The 22,927-nt window shown below is 71.0% G+C and carries 24 protein-coding genes; 3 read left to right on the top strand and 21 right to left on the bottom strand.

Going from position 1 to position 22,927, the window contains the following annotated elements; genetic code table 11:
• Window positions 1-5 precede the first annotated feature (5 nt).
• The 17 genes from metK to AB0F70_RS20900 all read right to left on the bottom strand — a co-directional run bounded on the left by metK (window position 6) and on the right by AB0F70_RS20900 (window position 17,388).
• On the bottom strand, window positions 6-1,196 hold the full coding sequence (gene metK, locus AB0F70_RS20980; RefSeq protein ID WP_357452717.1) for a methionine adenosyltransferase: 1,191 nt from the start codon (window positions 1,194-1,196) through the stop codon (window positions 6-8).
• A gap of 101 nt (window positions 1,197-1,297) precedes the next feature.
• Window positions 1,298-2,557, bottom strand: a complete 1,260-nt coding sequence (gene coaBC, locus AB0F70_RS20975; RefSeq protein ID WP_357452714.1) for a bifunctional phosphopantothenoylcysteine decarboxylase/phosphopantothenate--cysteine ligase CoaBC — start codon at window positions 2,555-2,557, stop codon at window positions 1,298-1,300.
• An 85-nt stretch (window positions 2,558-2,642) separates the two neighbouring features.
• A complete protein-coding gene (gene rpoZ, locus AB0F70_RS20970; RefSeq protein ID WP_129788923.1) occupies window positions 2,643-2,978 on the bottom strand; it encodes a DNA-directed RNA polymerase subunit omega in 336 nt (111 codons plus the stop codon).
• 118 nt (window positions 2,979-3,096) lie between these two features.
• Window positions 3,097-3,708 (bottom strand): guanylate kinase, encoded by a 612-nt coding sequence (gene gmk, locus AB0F70_RS20965; RefSeq protein ID WP_357452946.1) that lies wholly within the window; start codon window positions 3,706-3,708, stop codon window positions 3,097-3,099.
• Between the two features lies 1 nt (window position 3,709).
• A complete protein-coding gene (gene mihF, locus AB0F70_RS20960) occupies window positions 3,710-4,021 on the bottom strand; it encodes an integration host factor, actinobacterial type (RefSeq protein WP_116675126.1) in 312 nt (103 codons plus the stop codon).
• Window positions 4,022-4,288: 267 nt separating this feature from the next.
• Window positions 4,289-5,188 carry an orotidine-5'-phosphate decarboxylase gene (pyrF, locus tag AB0F70_RS20955; RefSeq protein WP_357452707.1) on the bottom strand — a complete coding sequence of 300 codons (900 nt, stop codon included), beginning with the start codon at window positions 5,186-5,188 and terminating at the stop codon, window positions 4,289-4,291.
• Window positions 5,185-8,562 (bottom strand): carbamoyl-phosphate synthase large subunit, encoded by a 3,378-nt coding sequence (gene carB / locus AB0F70_RS20950; RefSeq protein ID WP_357452704.1) that lies wholly within the window; start codon window positions 8,560-8,562, stop codon window positions 5,185-5,187. The genes pyrF and carB overlap by 4 nt, the downstream gene beginning before the upstream one ends.
• Window positions 8,562-9,845 carry a glutamine-hydrolyzing carbamoyl-phosphate synthase small subunit gene (carA, locus tag AB0F70_RS20945; protein ID WP_357452944.1) on the bottom strand — a complete coding sequence of 428 codons (1,284 nt, stop codon included), beginning with the start codon at window positions 9,843-9,845 and terminating at the stop codon, window positions 8,562-8,564. The genes carB and carA overlap by 1 nt, the downstream gene beginning before the upstream one ends.
• Before the next feature lie 8 nt (window positions 9,846-9,853).
• A complete protein-coding gene (locus tag AB0F70_RS20940; protein WP_357452701.1) occupies window positions 9,854-10,480 on the bottom strand; it encodes a hypothetical protein in 627 nt (208 codons plus the stop codon).
• Window positions 10,477-11,832 (bottom strand): dihydroorotase, encoded by a 1,356-nt coding sequence (locus AB0F70_RS20935; RefSeq protein ID WP_357452697.1) that lies wholly within the window; start codon window positions 11,830-11,832, stop codon window positions 10,477-10,479. Before AB0F70_RS20935 ends, AB0F70_RS20940 begins: the two co-directional genes overlap by 4 nt.
• Window positions 11,829-12,833 (bottom strand): aspartate carbamoyltransferase catalytic subunit, encoded by a 1,005-nt coding sequence (locus AB0F70_RS20930; protein ID WP_357452694.1) that lies wholly within the window; start codon window positions 12,831-12,833, stop codon window positions 11,829-11,831. The genes AB0F70_RS20935 and AB0F70_RS20930 overlap by 4 nt, the downstream gene beginning before the upstream one ends.
• Window positions 12,830-13,489: a bifunctional pyr operon transcriptional regulator/uracil phosphoribosyltransferase PyrR gene (gene pyrR / locus AB0F70_RS20925; protein ID WP_357452691.1), complete on the bottom strand. Its 660-nt coding sequence runs from the start codon at window positions 13,487-13,489 to the stop codon at window positions 12,830-12,832. Before pyrR ends, AB0F70_RS20930 begins: the two co-directional genes overlap by 4 nt.
• Window positions 13,490-13,667: 178 nt before the next feature.
• Entirely contained in the window at window positions 13,668-14,894 is a 1,227-nt protein-coding gene (locus AB0F70_RS20920) for an MFS transporter (RefSeq protein ID WP_357452688.1), read from the bottom strand.
• A gap of 25 nt (window positions 14,895-14,919) precedes the next feature.
• Complete coding sequence (gene nusB / locus AB0F70_RS20915) at window positions 14,920-15,336, bottom strand: transcription antitermination factor NusB (protein ID WP_357452685.1); 417 nt, start codon at window positions 15,334-15,336, stop codon at window positions 14,920-14,922.
• Between the two features lie 91 nt (window positions 15,337-15,427).
• Complete coding sequence (efp, locus tag AB0F70_RS20910; RefSeq protein WP_357452682.1) at window positions 15,428-15,991, bottom strand: elongation factor P; 564 nt, start codon at window positions 15,989-15,991, stop codon at window positions 15,428-15,430.
• Window positions 15,992-16,147: 156 nt separating this feature from the next.
• Window positions 16,148-16,675 carry a hypothetical protein gene (locus AB0F70_RS20905; RefSeq protein ID WP_357452679.1) on the bottom strand — a complete coding sequence of 176 codons (528 nt, stop codon included), beginning with the start codon at window positions 16,673-16,675 and terminating at the stop codon, window positions 16,148-16,150.
• On the bottom strand, window positions 16,672-17,388 hold the full coding sequence (locus AB0F70_RS20900) for a hypothetical protein (protein ID WP_357452676.1): 717 nt from the start codon (window positions 17,386-17,388) through the stop codon (window positions 16,672-16,674). The genes AB0F70_RS20905 and AB0F70_RS20900 overlap by 4 nt, the downstream gene beginning before the upstream one ends.
• 294 nt (window positions 17,389-17,682) lie before the next feature.
• On the opposite strand from AB0F70_RS20900, the gene AB0F70_RS20895 reads away from it, so the two are divergent.
• A complete protein-coding gene (locus AB0F70_RS20895; protein WP_357452673.1) occupies window positions 17,683-18,141 on the top strand; it encodes a Pycsar system effector family protein in 459 nt (152 codons plus the stop codon).
• 103 nt (window positions 18,142-18,244) lie between these two features.
• Here AB0F70_RS20895 and AB0F70_RS20890 read toward each other — a convergent pair whose 3' ends face one another.
• A complete protein-coding gene (locus tag AB0F70_RS20890) occupies window positions 18,245-18,703 on the bottom strand; it encodes a type II 3-dehydroquinate dehydratase (RefSeq protein ID WP_357452670.1) in 459 nt (152 codons plus the stop codon).
• Window positions 18,704-18,742: 39 nt separating this feature from the next.
• Window positions 18,743-19,231, bottom strand: a complete 489-nt coding sequence (gene soxR, locus AB0F70_RS20885; RefSeq protein ID WP_357452667.1) for a redox-sensitive transcriptional activator SoxR — start codon at window positions 19,229-19,231, stop codon at window positions 18,743-18,745.
• Window positions 19,232-19,355: 124 nt separating this feature from the next.
• Between soxR and AB0F70_RS20880 the strand changes: the two genes are divergently transcribed.
• The gene (locus AB0F70_RS20880) at window positions 19,356-20,405 is read left to right on the top strand and encodes a zinc-binding dehydrogenase (protein WP_357452664.1); all 1,050 of its coding nucleotides are present in this window, start codon (window positions 19,356-19,358) and stop codon (window positions 20,403-20,405) included.
• Window positions 20,402-21,874 (top strand): MFS transporter, encoded by a 1,473-nt coding sequence (locus AB0F70_RS20875; protein WP_357452660.1) that lies wholly within the window; start codon window positions 20,402-20,404, stop codon window positions 21,872-21,874. Before AB0F70_RS20880 ends, AB0F70_RS20875 begins: the two co-directional genes overlap by 4 nt.
• Before the next feature lie 45 nt (window positions 21,875-21,919).
• On the opposite strand, the gene AB0F70_RS20870 is transcribed toward AB0F70_RS20875, so the two are convergent.
• Window positions 21,920-22,189 (bottom strand): hypothetical protein, encoded by a 270-nt coding sequence (locus AB0F70_RS20870; protein WP_357452657.1) that lies wholly within the window; start codon window positions 22,187-22,189, stop codon window positions 21,920-21,922.
• Between the two features lie 36 nt (window positions 22,190-22,225).
• Window positions 22,226-22,927 (bottom strand): DUF222 domain-containing protein (locus tag AB0F70_RS20865; protein WP_357452654.1); only part of this gene is annotated, 702 nt, incomplete at its 5' end.

The raw sequence follows: 22,927 nt of genomic DNA, 5'->3' as shown, positions 1-22,927 counted from the left end.
CAGGCTCAGAACAGGCTCAGGAGGTCCTCTACGCGGTTCGTGCGCTCCCACGTGAAGTCGGGCAGGTCGCGCCCGAAGTGCCCGTACGTCGACGTCGCGCGGTAGATGGGCCGCAGCAGGTCGAGGTCGCGCACGATGGCCGCCGGACGCAGGTCGAACACCTCGCGGATGGCGGCGGTGATCCGCTCCACGGGCACGGTCTCCGTGCCGAACGTCTCGACGTAGAGGCCAACGGGGTGCGCCTTGCCGATCGCGTAGGCGACCTGCGCCTCGCAGCGCCGCGCCAGCCCTGCCGCGACCACGTTCTTGGCCACCCAGCGCATGGCGTACGCGGCGGACCGGTCCACCTTGGAGGGGTCCTTGCCCGAGAACGCGCCGCCGCCGTGCCGCGCCATGCCGCCGTAGGTGTCGACGATGATCTTGCGGCCCGTCAGCCCGGCGTCGCCCTGGGGCCCGCCGATGACGAACTTGCCGGTCGGGTTCACGAATCTCTTGGCGCCCGACCACTCGAGCCCAGCGGACTCCAGCACGGGAGCGATCACGTGCTCGGCGATCTCGACGTGCAGCTTCTCCTGCAGGACGTCGGCGTCGTGCTGCGTGGAGAGCACCACCGTGTCGACCGCGACGGGGCGGTCGCCGTCGTACCCGACGGTGACCTGCGTCTTGCCGTCCGGGCGCAGGCCCAACACCTCGCCGGACTTGCGTACCGCGGCCAGCCGCTCGGAGAGGCGGTGTGCCAGCCAGCCGGCCACCGGCATCAGGGACGGCGTCTCGTCGGACGCGTAGCCGAACATGAGGCCCTGGTCCCCGGCGCCCTGGGCGTCGAGGGGGTCCAGGTCGCTCGTGTCGTCGCGCATCTCGAGGGCCTTGTCGACGCCCTGCGCGATGTCCGGCGACTGCTGGCCGATCGACACGGAGACGCCGCACGAGTCTGCGTCGAACCCGATGGTCGACGAGGTGTAGCCGATCCCGCGCACGACGTCCCGCACGATCTGCGGGATCTCGACGTAGGCCTCGGTGGTGACCTCACCGGCGACGTGCACCAGGCCGGTGGTGACCATGGTCTCCACCGCCACGCGCGAGGTCGGGTCCTGCTCCAGGAGCGCGTCGAGGATCGCATCACTGATCTGATCGCACACCTTGTCCGGATGACCCTCGGTCACGGACTCGGACGTGAACAGACGCAGCTCGCTCATGCGCCCCAGCCTACTGTCTCGCACAGCGAACAGTCGATCCTGAAAGGTGAGACGGGGATCACGGCTGAGGCTCGATCAGCACAACAGGTCAGAGCAGCAGGTCAGGGCAGCAGCTTGACGACGGCGTCCCAGACGGCGTCCGCCACCTCGCGCTTCGTCCCCGACGCCGCACCGACCACGTCGCCGGTGCCGTCGAGCAGCGTGACCTCGTTGCTGTCGGTGCCGAACCCACGCCCGGAGCCGACGGCGTTGACCGCTATCAGGTCGGCGCCCTTGCGCCGCGCCTTGGTGCGGCCGTGGTCCAGCACGCTGCCGGACGCGTCGCCGGTCTCGGCGGCGAAGCCCACCACGACCTGGCCGGCGCGCAGGCGCTCGTGCGCGAGCTCGGCCAGGATGTCTGGGTTCTCGAGAAGCTCGATCGGCGCGGGCCCCTGGCCCGGCACCTTCTTGATCTTGGCGTCCGGCGTGCTCGCGGGCCGGAAGTCGGCCACGGCGGCGGCCATCACCACGACGTCAGCGGCGCCGGCGGCGTCCCGCACCGCGGAGCGCAGCTCGGCGGTCGACTCGACCCGTACGACGGAGCACGCGAGCCGGCCCGCCGCACCGCGCACGGACTCGACCTGGTCGGTCACGTCCTGGGCGAGGTTCGCCGCGACCAGGGTCACGTCCGCGCCGCGTGCGGCGGCCGCCTGTGCCAGCGCGACACCCTGCCTGCCGCTGGACCGGTTGCCGATGAACCGGACGGGGTCGATCGGCTCGCGTGTGCCGCCGGCGGAGACGACCACGCGGCGGCCGGTCAGGTCCTGGGTCTCGACTGGCTCGACCAGCGGTTGCGGGGTCTCGACCAGCGCGAGAGCCTCGCGCGCGATGTCCTCCGGCTCCGGCAGGCGGCCAGATCCCGTGTCCGTGCCCGTGAGCCGGCCAGATGCGGGCTCGATCACGTGCACGCCACGCTCACGCAGCGTCGCGACGTTCGACCGGGTCGCGGGGTGGTCCCACATCTCGGTGTGCATCGCCGGGGCGAACACCACCGGGCAGCGGGCCGCCAGCAGCGTGGTGGTCAGCAGGTCGTCGGCGAGGCCGGCGACCGCACGCGCCATGAAGTCCGCGGTCGCGGGGGCGACGATCACGAGGTCGGCGCCCTTGCCCAGCGCCACGTGCTGCACGCCGGGGACGTCGTCGAACACCTCGGTGCTGACGCTCTCGCCCGACAGCGCCTCGAACGTCGGCGCGCCCACGAACTCGAGGGCGGCGTGGGTGGGGATCACCCGTACGGCGTGGCCCTGCTCGCGCAGCAGGCGCAGCAGGAGGACCGCCTTGTACGCGGCGATCCCCCCGGTCACGCCGAGGAGGATCCTCATCGGTGGTTACCTCTCAAGAACCGTGCAGCTCAAGAACTGTGCGGCCCAGGAGCCGGGCAGCTCAAGAACCGTGCGGGGAGTCCGGTCAGGCCGGGAACTCGGGCAGCGGCTGCTCGGCCTTGGCCGCCGCGGCGGCGTCGGCCTGCGCCTGGACCTCTGCCGGGTCGACCTCTTCGATCGTGAGGAGGCCCTGGGTGATCTCGCGCATCGCGATGGAGAGCGGCTTCTCCTGGTTGCGGGTCTCGACGAGCGGACCCACGTTCTCCAGCAGGCCCTCGTTGAGCTGCGAGTAGTAAGCGTTGATCTGACGGGCGCGCATGGATGCGTACAGCACGAGGCCGTACTTCGAGTCGATGCGCTCGAGCAGCTCGTCGATCGGCGGGTCGGTGATGCCCTCGGGGGCGGCGACGGTTCCGGCCATGGTGAAGCTCCAGAAGTCTGAGGTACGGGGGAAAGTCCGAGGCACGAGTCTACCTGCTCGATCGCTCGGACGCGGCAGGCCGGACCTGGTCCGGCCTGCCTTTGCCTGCGCGGGCCTGCTAGCCGGCGACAGGTGTGGTGGAACCCACACCCATCGCCACACCCATCACAGCGACGAGCGCGTCCGTGGCGCGGTGGACGTCGTCGTTCACGATCGTGACGTCGAACTCCTCCTCCGCGGCGAGCTCGACCCGGGCGGTGGCGAGCCGGCGCTCGCGCTCCTCGCTGCCCTCGGTGCCGCGTCCGACGAGCCGGCGGACCAGCTCGTCGAAGCTCGGCGGGGCGAGGAAGACGAATCGGGCTTCAAGACCCGAGGCCGTCACCGCGTCACGCACCTGGCGTGCACCCTGGAGGTCGATCTCCAGGAGGACGGGCACCCCGGCGGCGAGTTTTTGCTCGACCGGCCGCCGGGGCGTCCCGTAACGGTTGTGACCGTGCACCACTGCCCACTCGAGCATCTCACCGGCGGCGACCATACGGTCGAACTCCTCCGGTGACACGAACAGATAGTGCACTCCGTCCACCTCGCCCGGGCGCGGCGACCTGGTGGTCGCCGACACGGAGAGCCAGACCTGGGGGTAACGGTCCCGCACATCGGCGGAGACCGTACCCTTGCCCACCGCGGTGGGTCCTGCGAGCACGGTCAGCCGTGCGGGTTGTGACGTACTGATCTCAGCCAAACCTCTCGATGAGCGCCGCCGACTGGTGCGGTCCGAGGCCTCGGACGCGGCGGGTCTCGGCGATCCCGATCTCTTCCATGATCGCCCTGGCCTTAACCTTACCGACCCCGGGCAGTGACTCGAGCAACGAGACGACCTTGAGCTTGCCGACGACGTCGTCCTTCTGGCCCTGCTCGATGACCTCCTTGAGGGAGCCCTGCGAGTACTTGAGCTTGTTCTTGATCACTGCCCGAGCGCGACGCGCCTCGGCGGCCTTCTCGAGTGCTGCCGCACGCTGCTCGGGGGTGAGGGGAGGTAGTGCCACGCAAGTCACCTACTCGTGTCTCGACCGGCCTCCTGGGCTAGGACGTCCGGTCCTCGCTCGGGCCGGATGCCCAAGTCCGTGACCTGGTCCGCGACCGGTCTGGTGTGAACTGCTGCATCGAAAGTAGCCACCGCCCCACCGGTCGGCAATCGCAGAACGCCACTTCGTGAAAACTCATACACATGGGCTTTTACGCATTTGGTACATTCCGCAACAAAGCGCCCTCGATCCATAGCGATCGAGGGCGCTTTGTCCTGCGGACCAGTTTCAGCTCCGCAGTGCGGTCTTCGCCTCCTGCGCGGCCGTTCGTGCCGCTCTCACCAGTGCGTCCGGGTCCGGTCCGGCGGCGAGCACACCCCTGGACGACGACGCCAGCACGTTCCGCCGGGCGTCCCCGAACGTCGTGGCGAGCTCCCGCTCCCCCGCCCCCTGGGCACCCACACCGGGGGCCAGGAGGGGTCCGTTGACGGCGACGAGGTCGGTGCCCGTGGCGGCGACGGCGTCACCGATCGTCGCGCCCACCACGAGGCCGACGGAACCCATGGGCTCCGCACCCGCGTTGAGCACCGCGGCACGCGCGGCCATGAGGGCGGCCACCGTCCCGCCCGGGGCGCCGTCCGGGCCTGCCTGCCCTGAGATCTCGGTGCGGGCGTGCTGCACCTCGAAGCCCTCCTTGTTGGAGGTGAGGCACAGCACGAACAGCCCGCGGCCGGTGGCCGCCGCCAGCTCGACGGCCGGCGTGAGCGAACCGAACCCGAGGTACGGCGACACCGTGAGGGCATCCCCCGCGAGCGGCGAGCCGTCCGCGAGGAACGCCTCGGCGTAGGCGCCCATCGTCGAGCCGATGTCGCCCCGCTTGGCGTCCACGATCGTCAGCGTGCCGGAGCCCCCTGAGCCCCCAGCGCGAGCCGCCGCGATGACCTCCTCCAGCACCGCCAGGCCACGCGAGCCGTGCCGTTCGAAGAAGGCCGCCTGCGGCTTGAACGCCGCGACCCTGCCGCCGAGCGCGTCCACCACCCGCAGCGAGAACTCGCGCAGCCCGTCGACGTCGCACCGCAGGCCCCAGGCCTGAAGGAGTGACGCGTGCGGGTCGATGCCGACGCACAGCGGACCGTGCTCGTCCATCGCTGCGGCGAGCCGGGCGCCGAACGGCACGACGTCGCTCACGCGCTCGCCCCCGCCAGCTTGGCCGCCGCCAGACGCGCCACCGTAGCGGCCTGGTGCTCCTGGAGGCTCGCCACCTCGAACGGGCCGGCGAGCACCGCCTCGATGCCCTGCACCGCGGCGGCGAGCTGGTCCACCGTGGTCGCTATCGGCTTGTCCGCCGCCGTCGTGGCCGCGCGGATCTCGTAGCCGTCCGCGCGGGCACCCTGGCCCGAGGGCGAGTTCACCACGAGGTCGATCTGCCCCTCGGTGATGAGCCCAACGACCGTGAGCTCGCCGTCCGGCCCGCGGCCCTCGGTGTGCTTGCGCACCACCGTCGCCTCGATGCCGTTGCGGCGCAGCACGGTGGCGGTGCCCTCGGTCGCCAGGACCTTGAAGCCGAGCTCCACCAGGCGCTTCACGGGGAAGACCACGTGCCGCTTGTCGCTGTCGGCCACCGAGACGAACACCGTGCCCGACGTCGGCAGCCCACCGAACGCCGCGGCCTGCGACTTCGCGAACGCGTGCGGGAAGTCCTTGTCGAAGCCCATGACCTCGCCCGTCGAGCGCATCTCCGGGCCGAGCACCGAGTCGACGACCAGGCCCTCACGGGTGCGGAACCGCTTGAACGGCAGCACCGCCTCCTTGACCGCGAGCGGCGCGCCCAGATCGAGCGTCGCGCCGTCGTGCTCCGGCAGCAGGCCCTCGGCCCGCAGGTCGGCGATCGAGTCGCCGACCATGACGCGAGCCGCCGCCTTGGCGAGCGGCGTGCCCGTCGCCTTGGAGACGAACGGCACGGTGCGCGACGCGCGGGGGTTGGCCTCCAGGACGTACAGGACGTCGCTCACGAGCGCGTACTGGACGTTCAGCAGGCCACGCACCCCGACGCCCCGGGCGATGGCCTCGGTGGAGCGCCGGATGCGCGCGATCTCGGTCTCGCTCAGCGACACCGGAGGCAGCACGCAGGCAGAGTCGCCCGAGTGGATGCCCGCCTCCTCGATGTGCTCCATGACGCCGCCGAGGAACATCTCCTCGCCGTCGAACAGCGCGTCGACGTCGATCTCCATCGCGTCGTCGAGGAAGCGGTCGATCAGCAGCGGCGCGGCGAGCGTGCCGTGCGCGCCGGAGTCGGCGTGGGAGACGGCGGCCGCCTCCAGCGCACGCTCGACGTACCCGGTGAGCTGGTCCTCGCTGTAGACGATCTCCATGCCGCGACCGCCCAGCACGTACGACGGGCGGACCAGGACCGGGTAGCCGATGCGGTCGGCGATCTCGCGGGCCTGCGGGAGCGACCGCGCGGTGCCGAAGGCCGGGGCGGGCAGACCGGCGTCGAGCAGGACCTGGCCGAAGAGGCCCCGGTCCTCCGCGGCGTCGATCGCCTCGGGGCTGGTGCCCAGGATGGGCAGGCCGGCCTCGGCCAGGCGCCGCGCGAGGCTCAGCGGCGTCTGCCCGCCCAGCTGCACGATGATGCCCTTGACCGGTCCGGCCGCGAGCTCGGCCTGGTAGACCTCGAGGACATCCTCGAAGGTCAGCGGCTCGAAGTACAGCCGGTCGGCCGTGTCGTAGTCCGTCGAGACGGTCTCCGGGTTGCAGTTGACCATGACGGTCTCGTACTTGTCCTTGAGCGCCAGGGTGGCGTGCACGCACGAGTAGTCGAACTCGATGCCCTGCCCGATGCGGTTGGGCCCGGAGCCAAGGATGATCACTGCCTCGCGCTCGCGGGGCGCCACCTCTGTCTCGGAGTCGTAGCTCGAGTAGTGGTACGGGGTCTTGGCCGCGAACTCGGCGGCGCAGGTGTCCACGGTCTTGTAGACCGGGCGGACGCCGAGCGCGTGCCGGATCTCGCGGACCGTCACCTCGCCCGAGGAACCCATGCCGCGCAGGCGCGCGATCTGGGCGTCGGACAGCCCGTGCCGCTTGGCGTGCCGCAGCACGTCCTCCGTGACGGTGGGCGACGCCGCGACCTCGGCGGCGACCTCGTTGACGAGCTGGATCTGGTCGAGGAACCAGGGGTCGATCTTGGTGGCGTCGAAGACCTGCTCGAGCGTCGTCCCACCGGTGGCGATCGCCCGCAGCGCCTGCTGGACGGCGACCATGCGGCCCTCGGTGGGCCGCTCGATCTCCTTGAGCAGCGTCGCCAGCTCCTCGCCCGACGGGGCGTCGCCGTCCCAGTGGAACTGGACGCCGCCCTTGTCGATGGAGCGCAGGGCCTTGCCCAGCGCCTCGGTGAAGTTGCGGCCGAGCGCCATGGCCTCGCCCACGGACTTCATGGTGGTGGTCAGCGTGTCGTCGGCGGCGGGGAACTTCTCGAACGCGAACCGCGGGACCTTGACCACCACGTAGTCGAGCGTGGGCTCGAAGCTCGCGGGGGTCACCTTGGTGATGTCGTTCGGGATCTCGTCGAGCGTGTAGCCGACGGCGAGCTTGGCGGCGATCTTCGCGATCGGGAAGCCGGTCGCCTTGGAGGCGAGCGCGGACGAGCGGGAGACGCGCGGGTTCATCTCGATGACGATGATCCGCCCGTTCTCCGGGTCGATAGCGAACTGGATGTTGCAGCCGCCGGTGTCGACGCCGACCTCGCGGATCACGGCGATGCCGATGTCCCGCAGCTTCTGGTACTCGCGGTCCGTCAGCGTCATCGCGGGGGCCACGGTGACGGAGTCGCCGGTGTGCACGCCCACGGGGTCGACGTTCTCGATGGAGCAGACGACCACCACGTTGTCGTTGCGGTCGCGCATGAGCTCGAGCTCGTACTCCTTCCACCCCAGGATGGACTCCTCCAGGAGCACCTCCGTGGTGGGCGAGTAGTGCAGGCCCTGCCCGACGATGCGGTGCAGGTCAGTCTCGTCGTAGGCCAGGCCGGAGCCGAGGCCGCCCATGGTGAAGGACGGGCGCACGACCATCGGGTAGCCGAGGATCTCCGCTGCCTTCAGGGCCTCGTCGATGGAGTGCACGATCTCGGAGCGTGCGGACTCGCCGCCGCACTTGGCGACGACGTCCTTGAACTGCTGGCGGTCCTCGCCCTTCTGGATGGCGGGGATGTTGGCGCCGATCAGCTCGACGCCGTACTTCTCGAGCACCCCTGCCTCGTCCAGCGCGATGGCGGCGTTGAGCGCCGTCTGGCCGCCGAGGGTGGGCAGCAGCGCGTCGGGGCGCTCCTTGGCGATGATCGTGGTGAGGACCTCGGTGGTGATGGGCTCTACGTACGTGGCGTCCGCGAACTCGGGGTCCGTCATGATCGTCGCCGGATTCGAGTTCACGAGGATGACCCGCAGGCCCTCCTCGCGCAGGACGCGGCAGGCCTGGGTGCCCGAGTAGTCGAACTCGCAGGCCTGGCCGATGACGATCGGGCCGGACCCGATGACGAGGACCGAGGAGATGTCGGAACGGCGAGGCATCAGTGGTTCTCCTCGGTGTTGATGGCGGTGTCGATCGGTGCGGTCTTGAGTGCGGGCGGCCAGGCCGCCGGGTTCGTCAGCAGGCCGACGAACCGGTCGAACAGGTACGCGGCGTCGTGCGGGCCCGCGGCCGCCTCCGGGTGGTACTGCACCGAGAAGGCGGGCAGGTCCAGGCAGGTCAGGCCTTCGACGACCTGGTCGTTGAGCCCCACGTGGGAGACGACGACGCGGCCGTAGCGGCCGCCGTCGTGCGGCGCCGTCGAACCCTGCTCGTCGAGCGGGGCGTCGACCGCGAAGCCGTGGTTGTGCGCGGTGACCTCCACCTTGGCGGTGGTGCGGTCGAGCACCGGCTGGTTGATGCCGCGGTGCCCGTAGTCCAGCTTGTAGGTGCCGTACCCGAGCGCGCGGCCCAGGAGCTGGTTGCCGAAGCAGATGCCGAAGAACGGGATCCTGCGGTCCAGGACCTCGCGCAGCAGCTCTACCTCGTGGCTGGACGCGGCAGGGTCCCCTGGGCCGTTGGAGAAGAAGACGCCGCGCGGGGCGTCGTCGGGCAGCGCGGTGAACACGCCCTCGATGTCGGCGACGGTGGAGGCCTGCGGCACGACGACGACGCGGACGCCGCGCTCGGCGAGGCGGACCGGCGTCATGGTCTTGATGCCGAGGTCGACGGCGACCACAGTGGCGACGGGGGCCGCGCCCGGGTTGTTCTCCAGCCACTCGCCCTGGGGCTCCACGGTGTAGGTCTCCTTGGTGGAGACCTCACGGGCCAGATCGGCGCCCGCCATCTGCGGGGAGGCCTGCACCTGGGCCACGAGCTCCTCGACGGAACGCGGGTAGCCGTCGCGGACCAGGTCCTCGCCCGAGAAGATGCCTGCGCGCATCACTCCCTCCTCGCGCAGCCGGCGGGTCAGGGCGCGGGTGTCGACGGCGGAGATGCCGACGATGCCCTGCTCGGCGAGCTCCTCACCGAGCGAGTGCTGCGCGCGCCAGCTCGACACGCGGCGTGCGGGGTCGCGGACCACGTAGCCGGAGACCCAGATCTGGCCGGACTCGGGGTCCTCGTCGTTCACACCGGTGTTGCCGATGTGCGGCGCCGTCATGACGACTATCTGCCGGTGGTAGGACGGGTCCGTCAGCGTCTCCTGGTAGCCGGTCATGCCGGTGGAGAAGACGATCTCGCCGAACGTGGTGCCGGTGGCGCCGTACGCGCGGCCGCGGTAGGTCGTGCCGTCCTCGAGGACGAGCGCTGCGGACTCCGCGGCGGTCTGTGCTGCGGGTGTCATCGGGATGGTCACCGGGCCTCCTGCTGGTGCGGGTCTTGCGGGTGCGGGTATTGCTGAGGGTCCTGCTGGGGCTGCTGCTGGTACTGGGGCTGCTGCGGCTGCTGGGCGGCCAGCAGGTGCCGGACGGCGTCGACGAGCGCACCGCGGTCCTCGGCGCGCCGGGTGCGCAGGCCGGTGTCGACCAGGGCGGCGGCGACGTCGTCGGCCTCCGGGACCGCCCAGGTCAGGACGACGAGCCCGTCGGCGCCGACGTACTTGCCGGCCATGCCCGGGGCGAGGCTCGCACTGCGGATGGTGTGCACGGGCGCCCAGAGGTCGTCGGCGCCCTCGCGCTCGACCAGGACACCGCCGTCGTGCACGGACACGAGCGCGTTGGACCGGTCGCCGAGTCCGTGTGCGCCGACGCGGGCAAGCCAGTCGCCGTGCAGCGTGGTGGAGACGTAGACCGCCTCCAGCGGGCCGAACCGAACGGGGCCCGGCTGGTCCGCGCCCGTCTGGTCCGCGCCGGGGACCGCTGGCGGCCGCGGCACGAGCGTGGTGGTGCGCTGCGCGAGCCGGCGTCGGCCGATGAGCGTCACGTACAGCACCAGGAAGATCGCCAGGAGGACCAGCAGGGCGACGGCCAGGGTCTTCATCGGGTGGCTCCTTCGAAGGGCTTGCTCTCGACGACCGTGCCGTCGAGCACCGTCGCGCGGCCGCGCAGGAACGTCGCGACCACGCGGCCCGGCAGCTCCATGCCCGTGAACGGCGTGTTGTCGCTGGCGGTGACCTGTGTGCGGCCGTCGATCGCCCGGGTCGCGGACGGGTCGACGAGGGTCAGGTTGGCGGGCTCGCCGACGGCGACCGGGCGGCCCTGGCCCCGTCCGTGCTCACCGTCGATCCGGCCGATCCGGGCCGGGTTCTCCGAGAGCACGCGGGCGACGTCGGCCCAGGTCATGCGGCCCGTGTCGACCATGGTCTGCTGCACCACGGACAGCGCGGTCTCCAGACCGGTCATGCCGAACGCGGCCGAGGCCCACTCGCAGTCCTTGTCCTCGACCGGGTGCGGGGCGTGGTCGGTGGCGACGATGTCGATGGTGCCGTCGGCCAGGCCCTCGCGGACCGCCTCGACGTCCTTCGCGGTACGCAGCGGCGGGTTGACCTTGAACACCGGGTCGTAGTCGCGGGCGAGCTCGTCGGTCAGCACGAGGTGGTGCGGCGTGACCTCGGCGGTGACGTTGATGCCCCGGCCCTTGGCCCAGCGGATGATCTCCACCGACCCGGCAGTCGACAGGTGGCACACGTGCAGGCGGGAGCCCACGTGCTCGGCGAGCAGCACGTCGCGCGCGATGATCGACTCCTCGGCGACGGCGGGCCAGCCCGTCAGACCGATCTGCGCGGAGACGACGCCCTCGTTCATCTGCGCGCCCTCGGTCAGGCGCGGCTCCTGCGCGTGCTGGGCCACGACGCCGTCGAACGCCTTGACGTACTCCAGCGCGCGGCGCATCAGGACCGGGTCGTGCACGCACTTGCCGTCGTCCGAGAAGACGCGGACGCGGGCCGCGGAGTCGGCCATGGCGCCCAGCTCGGCGAGCTTCTCGCCACCCAGGCCCACGGTCACCGCACCGACGGGGTGCACGTCGACCCAGCCGGCCTCCTGGCCCAGCCGGTAAACCTGCTCGACGACGCCCGCGGTGTCCTGCGTCGGTGTCGTGTTCGCCATGGCGTGCACCGCGGTGAACCCGCCCGCCGCGGCGGCCCGGGTGCCGGAGAACACCGTCTCGGCGTCCTCCCGGCCGGGCTCGCGCAGGTGGGTGTGCAGGTCGACGAGCCCGGGCAGGAGCACATGCCCCTCCGCACGGACCTCGTGGGCGCCCTCGGGCACCTCAACCGTGCCGGGAGCCCCGATCGCGGCGATCACTCCGTCCGCCAGGACGACGTCGACCGCGTCCGTGCCGTAGGGAAGCACCCCACGCAGCACGTAGGTCGTGGTTGAAGGGGCGCTCACAGAGTGTTCCTCTCGTCGGTGCTGGTGTCGCCGGACAGCAGCAGGTACAGGGCGGCCATACGGACGGCGACGCCGTTGGCCACCTGCTCCACGATCACGGAGCGGGGGTGGTCAGCGGCGGCCGCGGAGATCTCCAGGCCGCGGTTCATCGGACCGGGGTGCATCACTATCGAATGGTCGGGCAGCACCGCGAGGCGGCGGGCGTCGAACCCGAACTTGCGGCTGTACTCCATGGGGCTCGGGAAGAACGAACCCGAGCCGCCCGACATCCGCTCGCGCTGCACCCGCAGCATCATGACCGCATCGGGCTGCCACTGCTCGAGCGTCTCGTCCAGGTGATACGACACGCGGCAGGGCCACGTCTCCACGCCCACCGGGACCAGCGTCGGCGGCGCGACCAGCGTCACCTCGGCGCCCAGGGTGCGCAGCAGGTACACGTTCGAGCGGGCGACGCGCGAGTGCAGCACGTCCCCGACGATCGCGATGCGCAGCCCGGAGAGGTCCGCGCCCGCCGAGGTATCCGTGCCCCGACCGTCCTCGCCGACGTTGCCCACCAGGTGCCGGCGGATCGTGAACGCGTCCAGCAGCGCCTGAGTCGGATGCTGGTGCATACCGTCGCCCGCGTTGAGCACACCGGCGTCGAGCCAGCCCGCATGGGCGAGCTGGTGCGCGGCGCCCGAGGCCGAGTGGCGCACCACCACGGCGTCGGCGCCCATGGCGTGCAGGGTCAGGGCGGTGTCCTTCAGGGACTCGCCCTTGGACACGCTGGAGCCCTTGGCGGAGAAGTTGATGACGTCCGCGGACAGGCGCTTGGCCGCCGTCTCGAACGAGATCCGGGTGCGCGTGGAGTCCTCGTAGAACAGGTTCACGACGGTGCGTCCGCGCAGCGTCGGCAGCTTCTTGTTCTCGCGGGACTGCGTGGCCGCCATCTGCGCCGAGGTGTCCAGCAGCAGGATCGCGTCGTCCTTGGACATGCCCTGGGTGGTCAGGAGGTGCTTCACGACGTCACCCCGCTGATGACGACGGAGTCGGTGCCGCCGTCGACGTCGGACAGCCTGACCCGCACCCGCTCGCTGCGCGACGTGGGCAGGTTCTTGCCCACGTAGTCCGCGCGGATCGGGAGCTCGCGGTGACCACGGTCGACCAGCGCGGCGAGCTGCACCACGCGGGGGCGGCCCAGGTCGTTCAGGGCGTCGAGCGCGGCGCGGATGGTGCGGCCGGAGAAGAGGACGTCGTCGACCAGGACCACCACCTTGTCGTCGATGGTGCCGTCCAGGCTGCCCGGCAGGACCGTCTGCCCGACGGCGCGCGTGGGCTGACGGCGCAGGTCGTCGCGGTACATGGTCACGTCGAGGGTGCCGTACTCGCCGCTGAACGAGGGCTCGATCTGCGTCAGGCGCTCGGCCAGCCGGTGGGCGAGCTGCACTCCACGCGTCGGGATGCCGAGCAGGAGGAGGTCGGCGGCGCCCTTGTTCCGCTCCACGATCTCGTGGGCGATGCGAGTCAGGGCCCGAGCGATGTCGGCCTCGCCGAGCACCGTCCGTGCGGCGGTGCCGGGGTCCGTGCTCTGGGTGCTGCTGGACTCGGCGCTCTGGGCGCTGTTCTGGGTGCTGCCGGGGGTGGCGCTGGATTCGGGCATGCGGCTGCCAGGATTCATCTGGCGACCTCCTTCTCCGCCTCACGGGACGGGATTAAAGGGAGTCTGACAGCCACCACCCTAACCCGCCGCCCATGCGCCGAGAGCCGGGGTCGCCGCCCGCCGAAGCGGTGTTGCTCACATCCGGAGGGCATGGTGGGCGGCAGGCTTCTGGGTGCCCGCACCGAGGTCGGCACCGTCAGTCCCGTAGCACCGCGGCGGCCAGACTCGCGGCGACGGCCACCAGCGCAAGCACCATCCCCACCGTCCCCGGCCAGCCGGCCAGCGCGAACCCGACCCCGCCGAGCCAGCCGAACAGGCTGGACCCCGCGTAGTACGCCAGGTTGTAGATCGCGGCCGCCTGGGTCCTGGCCTGCGGCGCGGCGACCGGGGTCCAGCCGCTGGCCACCGCGTGCGCCCCGAAGAACCCGGCAGTCAGCACGACCAGGCCCGCCAGGACGAGCGGCAGCCAGCCCGGCAGCGTGGCCGCCACGCCGACCGCCATCACGCCCGTCGAGACGATCAGCACCCGGCGCCGCCCGTGCCGCATCACCAGGCGGCCCGTCCGCGCCGAGGACCACGTGCCGGCCAGGTACGCGAGGAACACGAGGCTCACCACGCCGGACGACAGCCCGAACGGCTCGTCGGCCAGCCGGAAGCCGAGGTAGTTGTAGACGGCCACGAACCCGCCCATGAGCAGCAGGCCCTGCGCGTCGAGCACGAGGAGGCGCGGGCTGAGCAGCACCTTGAGCCGGCCGGCGCGGCCGCCGTCCGGCACGTGCTCCTCTGATGGCGCGTGGTTGTTCGGTGGCGCCTGGTCCTTCGGTGACGCCTGGTCCCGCGGTGCCAGCCAGATGAACACGCCCGTCGCGACCAGGCAGGCGACCGCAACGGCGCCCACCCCGGCGCGCCAGCCGAAGAGCTCGGCGACGCCGCCCGCCACGAGCCGGCCCAGGAGCCCGCCCATCGAGGTGCCCGCCACGTAGGTCCCCGCGGCGCGTGGCACCGCGGACGCCGCACCCGCGTCGATGAGCGTCTCGGTCAGGTACGCCATCGCGACGGCGGGCACCCCGGCGACGAGCAGCCCTTCCACCGCCCGCCCCGCGACCATCAGGCCGAACGTCGGCGCGAACGGGATCGCGAGCCCGACCGCCGTCGCGCCGAGCATCGCGAACGTCATCGCCCGCACCCGGCCGACGCGGTCGGCCACCCAGGCCCAGGGCAGCACGCCGACGGCCAGGCCGAGCGTGGCGGCGGAGACGAGCAGCGCGGTCGCGGAGGCCGACGTCGCGAGCTCGCGGGCGGCGTCGGGCAGGACGGACTGCGGCGCGTAGAGCTGCGCGAACGCAGCGGTCCCGGCACCGAACAGGGCGACGAGCAGACGTCGCTCGTCGAACCGTTCAGCGCCGGGACCGGTGCTGCTCACGCGTACTGCAGGCTCACGCGGACTCTCACGCCAGCAGAGTCGGCTTCAGGTCCTTGACCCGGCCGAGGAGGCCGTTGACGAAGGCCGGCGAGTCGTCCGTCGACAGGTCGCCCGCGAGGTCGACCGCCTCGTCGACCGCTACGGCGTCGGGCACCTCGTCGTTGAACAGGACCTCCCAGGAGCCGATCCGCAGCAGTGCGCGGTCGACGGCGGGCATGCGCTGGAGCGTCCAGCCCTGCGAGTACGTCTCGAGCACCTCGTCGATGCGGTCGCGGTGCGCGAGCACACCCTCGACGATGTCGACCGTGTACTGCGGCACGGCCGCCTCGGTGTGCGGCACCGCCACGCGGTCGGCGAGGAGCTTCAGCGGGTCGATGCCCCGCTGCTCCGCCTCGAAGAGGATGTCGGCGGCGCGCTTGCGCGCCTTGGTGCGTGCGCCCATGGTCTCTTTCTGCTACTGAAGTTCGCTACTGGAGCTCTGCTACGAAACCTGCTGGTGGGCTGCCGTGCGCCGGTTGCCCGTCAGCCGCACGTCACTCCGTGACGCGACCGAGGTAGTCACCGGTACGCGTGTCGACCTTCACCTTGACGCCCTGCTCGAGGAACAGCGGGACCTGGATCTCGGCGCCCGTCTCGAGCGTCGCCGGCTTGGTGCCACCGGTGGACCGGTCGCCCTGCAGGCCCGGCTCGGTGTAGGTGATCTCGAGGACCACCGACGTCGGCAGCTCGATGTACAGCGGCGTGCCGTCGTTCGAGGCGAGCATGACGCTCATGCCCTCGAGCATGTAGTCCTTGGCGTCGCCGACCGTCGCCGCAGGCACGTTCACCTGGTCGTACGTGTCGTTGTCCATGAAGACGAAGTCCTCGCCATCCATGTACAGGTACTGGAAGTCGCGACGGTCGACGTTGGCCGTCTCGACCTTGATGCCCGCGTTGAACGTCTTGTCGACGACCTTGCCGGACAGCACGTTCTTCATCTTCGTTCGGACGAACGCTCCACCCTTGCCCGGCTTGACATGCTGGAACTCGATGACGGACCAGAGGTTGCCGTCGATGCGGAGCACAGTGCCGTTCTTGATGTCGTTGGAGGTAGCCACGTTCGTCTTCCTGTGTCGGTGAAGGTTTGCACCCAGGGCGCGCCGACAGGAGGCCGGCGGCTGGGGTGATCGAGCCAATTGATCGAGCTGGGTGATCAAGCAGGTGTCAAGCAGCAGCGGTCAAGTCTAACGGAAGGCTCGGATCTGGCCGACCGGTCAGAGCACCAGAGTGTTGATCACGACTAGGCCCAGTAGGCCCATGGCGACCGACCAGATGAGCGAGGCGAGCGTCCCCACGACGAACCGTTCCGACGCGATCGGCTGGTCACGCAGCTCCGCGTAACGACCCAGGCCCTTGATCGCCACCACCACCGCTATGCCGTACGGGTAGCCGGCGAGCAGGGCGCCGGTGATCGCCAAGCGTTCCAGGAGCCCCAGCCACGCTCCGCCGCGCAGGATGTCCACAGCCGCCGGGTTCATGGTGCCCGTCGGCGGTTCGCTGCCCTCGCCGGACGGCTCGTTCCTGGGCACGCTCCCGGCCGCGCCCTCGTCCGGTTCCAGCGCCTGCGGATCGACCGGCGGCTGATAGCGCGCCCAGGGCAAGTCTCCCTCGCTTGCCCGACGGAGCACCCAGGGCACCACCCACGAGCCCACGACGACGCTCAGCAACAGTGTGATCAGCCAGATCGCTATCGTCGCGACCCAGCGCCACCCGTCGATGTTGTCCAGCGTTTCCCAGGTCACGGCGTCAGGCCCTCTCGCTCGTCGTGCACGTCGACTTCCGGCTCACCGTCCGGCACGCTGCCCACCGTCTCGCTGTGCTCCGCAAGCTCGGCGAGCAGCCGCACGACGATGGGACGCACGCCCTCTTCTTCCTGCCACAGGGCAGCACGGACCCGTTGGCTCACCGCCTGCTCGCTGATCTCGAGCGTCTGCGCGGCGATCTTCTGCCGACCGGGCCGACCGGCGAGCGACGCGAGAGCGTCGACCGCTTCCCAGCCTTGCGGTGTCCGACGTGCGCGAATCGCGCCGAGCAGTCGCAGGAGCGATTCGATCTCTCTTGCCCGATTCGAACCACCCGCGCCATCCGGCCCCTCTACGGCGACCGAAATGCCCTTTGTCCGCGATTTGGCGCGCTCCACAGCGTCGCGCGCTCGATAGAACGCCGGTCCCCGCGCATCACGAGACACCTTGGGCAGGGGCACCTCCACGGATCCGACTCCGATCCCGACACTCCAGCCCTGATCACGCAGTAGGTCGAGCGTGAGATCGACGGCGAGCTCGGCCCCGTCGGCCGTGCCGTCCAGGACCCCTTGGACCTCATCGCCAACAGTTCGCTCGAACGCCAACTTGAGCCCAGCACGACCGCGCGTCCAGCTCTCCAGACGTGCAAGCAGACTTGGAACGTTGTCCGCCGAGTGCGTCGAACCTCGCTGGTCGACAGTCAGGACAATCATGGATCAACCACACACACTGGATAAATCCCAATCAAGGTTGAAGGCTTGATGAGTCGCGATCAAGGCATAGACCTTGTTCGACACCTTTTCAGCATCGTGTCCGGCCACTCCTAGTCTCTCACCTGTACCGTTGCGGATACGCAACAGTACCTAGATTCGAACGCATCAAGTCTGAGACCTGGATCGGGGGCCTCGATGCATCCATCCCACCGGCTCCGACATCGCGCCCGGAGGCGCGCGTCTGCCGCGCGTGATCAAGCGCCCATTACAGAGCAGGCGGAAGTCGAGCAGGTGATGTTGCAGGAGGCGCGTGACGAGGTCATCTCGGCCGACCAGAAGGCGTCCGTGATTCTCGCGGTGCTTGGCCTCGGGTTCGGCGCCGCGCTGTCTGGCCTGGTCGCCGGCGAGTGGCATCCCGACGAGCTCGCACCCTGGAGTCAAGCCATGTGGTGGAGCGGCCTAGCAGCCGGCGCCCTCGCCGTCTACTTCGCTGGCTCTGCCGTCTGGCCCCGGTACACGTCGGCTGACGTGAACGACGGTGTGCACTACTGGGGTCATGCCGCACGGTTTACTACCCTCACGGCATTGAACGAGGCGCTCACCGCGCAACGCATCGACCATGTCGCGCGCACAAGGCATCAGCTCTGGCGCTTGTCCCATGTCGTCGCTCGAAAGTTCCGCCGGATCCGCCTGGCCATGGGGTTCGCGGTAGCTGGGGCGATCCTCGCGCTCGCGAGCACGGTGAGCGGGTAGGGCAGGGCCGGGACTCTCTCGACAGCCAAGCGTGACGCCTTTCCGACGGCGCTTCTCAAGTGGACGCCGTCCACGCTGACCAGTCCGCGCTCCGCGAGCCGGGCTACGCCTCCAGCTTCGCCGCGATAGCCGACAGCGCCAGCCGGTAGGAGTCGAAACCGAACCCCGCGACGGTGCCCGTCGCGATCCCGGCAACCACCGAGTAGTGCCGGAACGACTCCCGCGTGGCCGGGTTGGAGAGGTGCACCTCGATGAGCAACAGGTCCGCGGTGGTGACCTGGGCAGCGGCGTCGCGCAGCGCGTACGAGTAGTGCGTGAACGCGGCGGGGTTGAGCACCACGTGGGCACCGGCGTCGACCGCCTCGTGGAGCCAGCCGACGATCTCCGACTCGCCGTCGGTCTGCCGCACCTCGACCTCCAGCCCCAGCTCCTCGCCCCACTGCGCGGCGGCGATCTTGAGGTCTGCCATGGAGGCATGGCCGTAGATCTCGGGTTCGCGGACGCCGAGCCGGCCGAGGTTGGGACCGTTGAGAACCAGGACACGGGGCAGTGCAGAAGCCATGGCCGCGAGCCTAGTGGGCCGAGGAGCCGGCCGCCGCCGTCACGCCCCGTCCGGCTCCAGTCCCTCCACCAGGAGCGTCCGCGGCCCTGGGCCGGCCTCAGCGAGCTCGTCGTGCGGGTTGGTCAGCGCGCAGCGACGCAGCGAGAGGCAGCCGCAGCCTATGCAGTCGGTGAGATGGTCACGGAGCCGGGAGAGCTGCTCGATCCGCGCGTCGAGATCGTCGTGCCAGGCCTGCGAGATGCGCCGCCAGTCCTTCGCGGTCGGCGTACGGTCGCCGGGGAGCGTGCCGAGCGCCGCGCCGATGTCCGCGAGCGGTATCCCCACGCGCTGCGACACCCTGATGAACGCCACGCGCCGCAGCGTCTCGCGCAGGTACCGGCGCTGGTTTCCCGACGTGCGGCGGCTCGCGATCAGCCCCTTACGCTCGTAGAAGTGCAATGCTGACACCGACACGCCGCTCCGCGCGGCGAGATCACCGACCGTGAGCTCGTCACGGTCCCACGGGACGGCGGGACTGGGTGCTTCCACAGGTGGCCTCCTCAGGCTCTCCAGGACTCCGGCGACGACGCTCCGGCGACGTCGGCGGACGCCGTAGGGCCGCTCGCACGGGCGCGATTGACCTCAACTTTGGTTCAGGTTAGAGGATGACCGCATGTACGCCATCAGACACCACTCCTTCGGGCCGCCCGAGGTACTCACGCTCGAGCAGATCCCCGATCCCGCACCCGGCCCCGGCGAGGTGCTCGTCGACGCGGTAGCGCACGGGGTACACCTCGTCGACGCGAGCATCCGCCGCGGCGAGGAGGGCCCTCCGCTCCCCCTGCCGAGCCTCCCGACGGTCCCGGGCCGGGAGATCGCGGGCACCGTCTCCGACGTCGGCCCGGGGGTCGATGCCTCGTGGACCGGACGGCGCGTTGCGGCACACCTCGGCCGCGTGCCCGACGGCGGCGGGTACGCCCGGCGCGTCGTCGTCGGAGCCGACAAGCTGCATGTGATCCCCGACGGTCCGGACGACACTCCCCTGGACCCCGCCGACGCGATAGCCATGATCGGCACGGGCCGGATGGCCGTCTACACCCTCGACATCGCGGCTGTGACCCCCGCCGACGTCGTTGTCGTGACCGGTGCCGCAGGCGGGCTTGGCACACTATTCGTGCAGGAGGCGCTCGGTGTCGGCGCGCGCGTCGTCGCCCTGGCGAGCAGCGGGCCCCGCCTGAAGGTCCTGGAGGACCTGCTGGCAGGCACGGCCTCCGGTTCACGGCTCGCCCTCGTCGACTACTCCGTCCCCAGCTGGGCGGACGTCGCACGGGCCGCGCTCGGCGGCTCGCCCGCAACGCTCGTGTTCGACGGCGTCGGCGGCGACCTCGGCACCGCCGCCACAGCACTGCTCAACGACGGCGGAGCGGCCACCACCTCCGCTCCCGCGCGGCTCGTGGCCTACGGCTGGGCGTCCGGCGAGCCGAACCGGTACACGTCCTGGGCGGAGGCCGATCAGATCGATTCCGAGATCGAGGTGCGCTACGCCCTCGGGCCCGACGCTCCCCCGATGCCCGACCAGCGCCCCTACCAGGAGCGCGCGCTGGCTCGTGCGGCGTCCGGCCAGTGGCGGATCGCGACGCACCGCGTGCCGTTCGCCGAGGCCGCCCGGGCTCACCGGGAGCTCGAGGAGCGTCGCACCACCGGCAAGGTGGTGCTGGTGTGACCGCAACAGTTCCTCCGTCGCCGTCGGGCTCTCCCTCGGCGACTCCGCCGGACACTCCCTCGGCCACGCCGTCGGGCACGCTGAGCCGGGCGGCGCAGCGCCTCGTCCTCGCCGGGATGGTCGCGCTCTGCTCGCTGGGGGCGTTCGAGGCGCTCGCGGTGTCCACGGCGATGCCGACGGTCGCCGTCGAGCTGAACGGGCTGCGGTACTACACGCTGGCGTTCGCGGTGACCTTCGCGACCAGCGTGGTCGGGATGCTCGCGGCCGGGCGCTGGTGCGACCGCAGCGGCCCGTCGCCCGCGATGTGGACCGGCGTGGCACTCTTCGTGGTCGGGCTCGTCGTCGCGGGGACGGCGACCGACATCGGCACCCTCGTCGCGGGGCGCGCGGTGCAGGGCGTCGGCAACGGGTTGTACGGGGTCGCGCTGTACGTCCTGGTCGCTCGCGTGTTCGCCGCCGAACGGCACCCTGCAGTGTTCTCGGCGTTCGCCGCGGCGTGGGTAGTGCCCGCGATCGTCGGGCCGGGACTCGCCGGGCTCCTCGTGGACCACGTGGGCTGGCGCTGGGTGTTCCTGGGCGCCGCCGCGCTCACGGTGCCGGCGGCGCTCCTGATGCGCCCCGGCCTCACGGCCGCCCGCGGGTACCGGCCGGATCCTACAGACGGCGCGGTCCCGGACGGCACGGTCCCGGACGGCACGGTCTCAAGTGGCGTCGCAACCTCGAACGGCACAACCTCGGAGCGCACGGTCTCGGAGGATGTGGTCCCAGTCGGCACGACCTCGAAGGAGACCAGCACAAACAGCGACCGGCGCGATGCGGCTGCCGCCGGTCAATCGGGTTCTGCCCCACTGCACGCACTGCGCCTCGCCCTGGCCGTGCTGCGGGCCGAACGAGGGTTGCCCGCCGTCGTGTCGGTGCGGGCCCTGGTGTCGGCGGCGTTCGTCGGCGCCGAGGTGCTGCTGCCCCTGCTACTCGTGCACGAGCGGCATCTGAGCCCCGGCGGTGCGGGCCTGATCCTGACGGTGGGAGCGCTCGGCTGGTCCGGGGCGTCCTGGGTGCGCGGCCGCAACCTGCTGCACCTCAGCCACGCCGGCTATGTGCGGCTGGGCGGAGGCCTGCTCGCTCTCGGGATGATCGGCGCGGCCGTGCTCGTGCTCCCCGCCGTGCCGGCCGGGGTCGGGATGGCGTTCTGGGTGTTGTCCGGCAGTGGGATGGGCCTGGTCTACCCCACCCTGTCGGTCCTGACACTCGAGCTGGCGGCGCCGCACGAGCAGGGCTCGGCCTCGTCGGCGCTCCAGGTCGCCGACGCCGCCGCCGCCGCCGTCGCGTCCACCGCGACCGGGGCGCTCCTGTGGGCCCTGCACGACGTCGTGGGGCTACCCGCCTACGCGGCGGTGCTCGGACTCACCGGACTGCTGGCGATGATGACCGTGCTGTTGGCGGGACGGACACGACACGTCAGGGATTGAGGGGGCGCGAGGCGGCCTGACTGGTCGCAGGGTCAGGCCGGCGAACTAGGCGGTCAGGTGGGACTGCCGGGTCAGGTGATCGGGCGGACGCGGCATCCGGATCAGGCGGATCGGGTCACGCCGGGTCCGGCCGGCCGGTCGGTCGGCTTCGGCGCTTGGCGGCGGCTCGGCGGTCTGGTCGGTGCCCGGTGGAGGCTGGGCCTCGATAGGTTCGGGTAGTCGGATGCGGTGGCCGCGGGCGTCAGTGAACGCCCAGCCGGTCTCGAGGAGGGCGCCGGCAGTGGCGTTGGTGGCGGGCTTGCCGGTCCAGTGCATGGTGATGCCCTTGGCATCGACGAGCTGGTGGTGGTATCAGCACAACAACGCACTGTTCGTCACCGAGGTGTCTCCTCCGTCGGCCCAGTGGGTGATGGCGTGGTGGACCTCGCACCGTGAGGGTGGTTGGTCGCATCCGGGGTAGACGCAGTGCTGGTCGCGGGCGATGACGGCGCGTCGCATCTGCCCCGACACGGTCCGTTGGGCGCGTCCGACGTCGAGGACTGCGCCGTCGGGTCCGAACACGATCCGGGTCACTGCACTGGCACACGCCAACCGGCGCACCAAGGCGCGCGGGGCACGACCACCGGTCTCGGTGAACACCGGACTCCCGGGTGACAACAACCCGGACACGGTCGCACCTGCTGTACTCCAGCCACCCGGACTTCCGTTCAGTCCTCCGGCCGGTGGCCCTGCGACCCCCGCATCGGCACCCGTGCTCGGACCCTCACCGGTGCCGGTGCCGGTGCTCGTGTCCGGATTCCTCGGCCCCGTGCCCGGGTGGTTGCCGCGTCCAGGTGTCGTCTGTCCGCAAGACAGGCACAGGCCGTCCCGGGTCCGGGTGACCTGAGCGACGAACTCGCTCCAGGACACCGTGACGTTCAGGTGCGGCGCGATCAACGCCCCCGGGGAGGCCTGGTTCGTGTCCAGGACGACCCGGGCGACGTCCGCGAGGCCCTGCGCGCGACGCTGCGTCGTGGTGCGGGTGTCTTCCGTTGACGGGGCGCCCAGGACCGC

The sequence above is a fragment of the Promicromonospora sp. NPDC023805 genome, from assembly GCF_040639635.1.
Taxonomy (GTDB): Bacteria; Actinomycetota; Actinomycetes; order Actinomycetales; family Cellulomonadaceae; genus Promicromonospora.
Note: the sequence above shows the minus strand (reverse complement) of the source record. Positions and strands in the feature narration are given on the sequence as shown.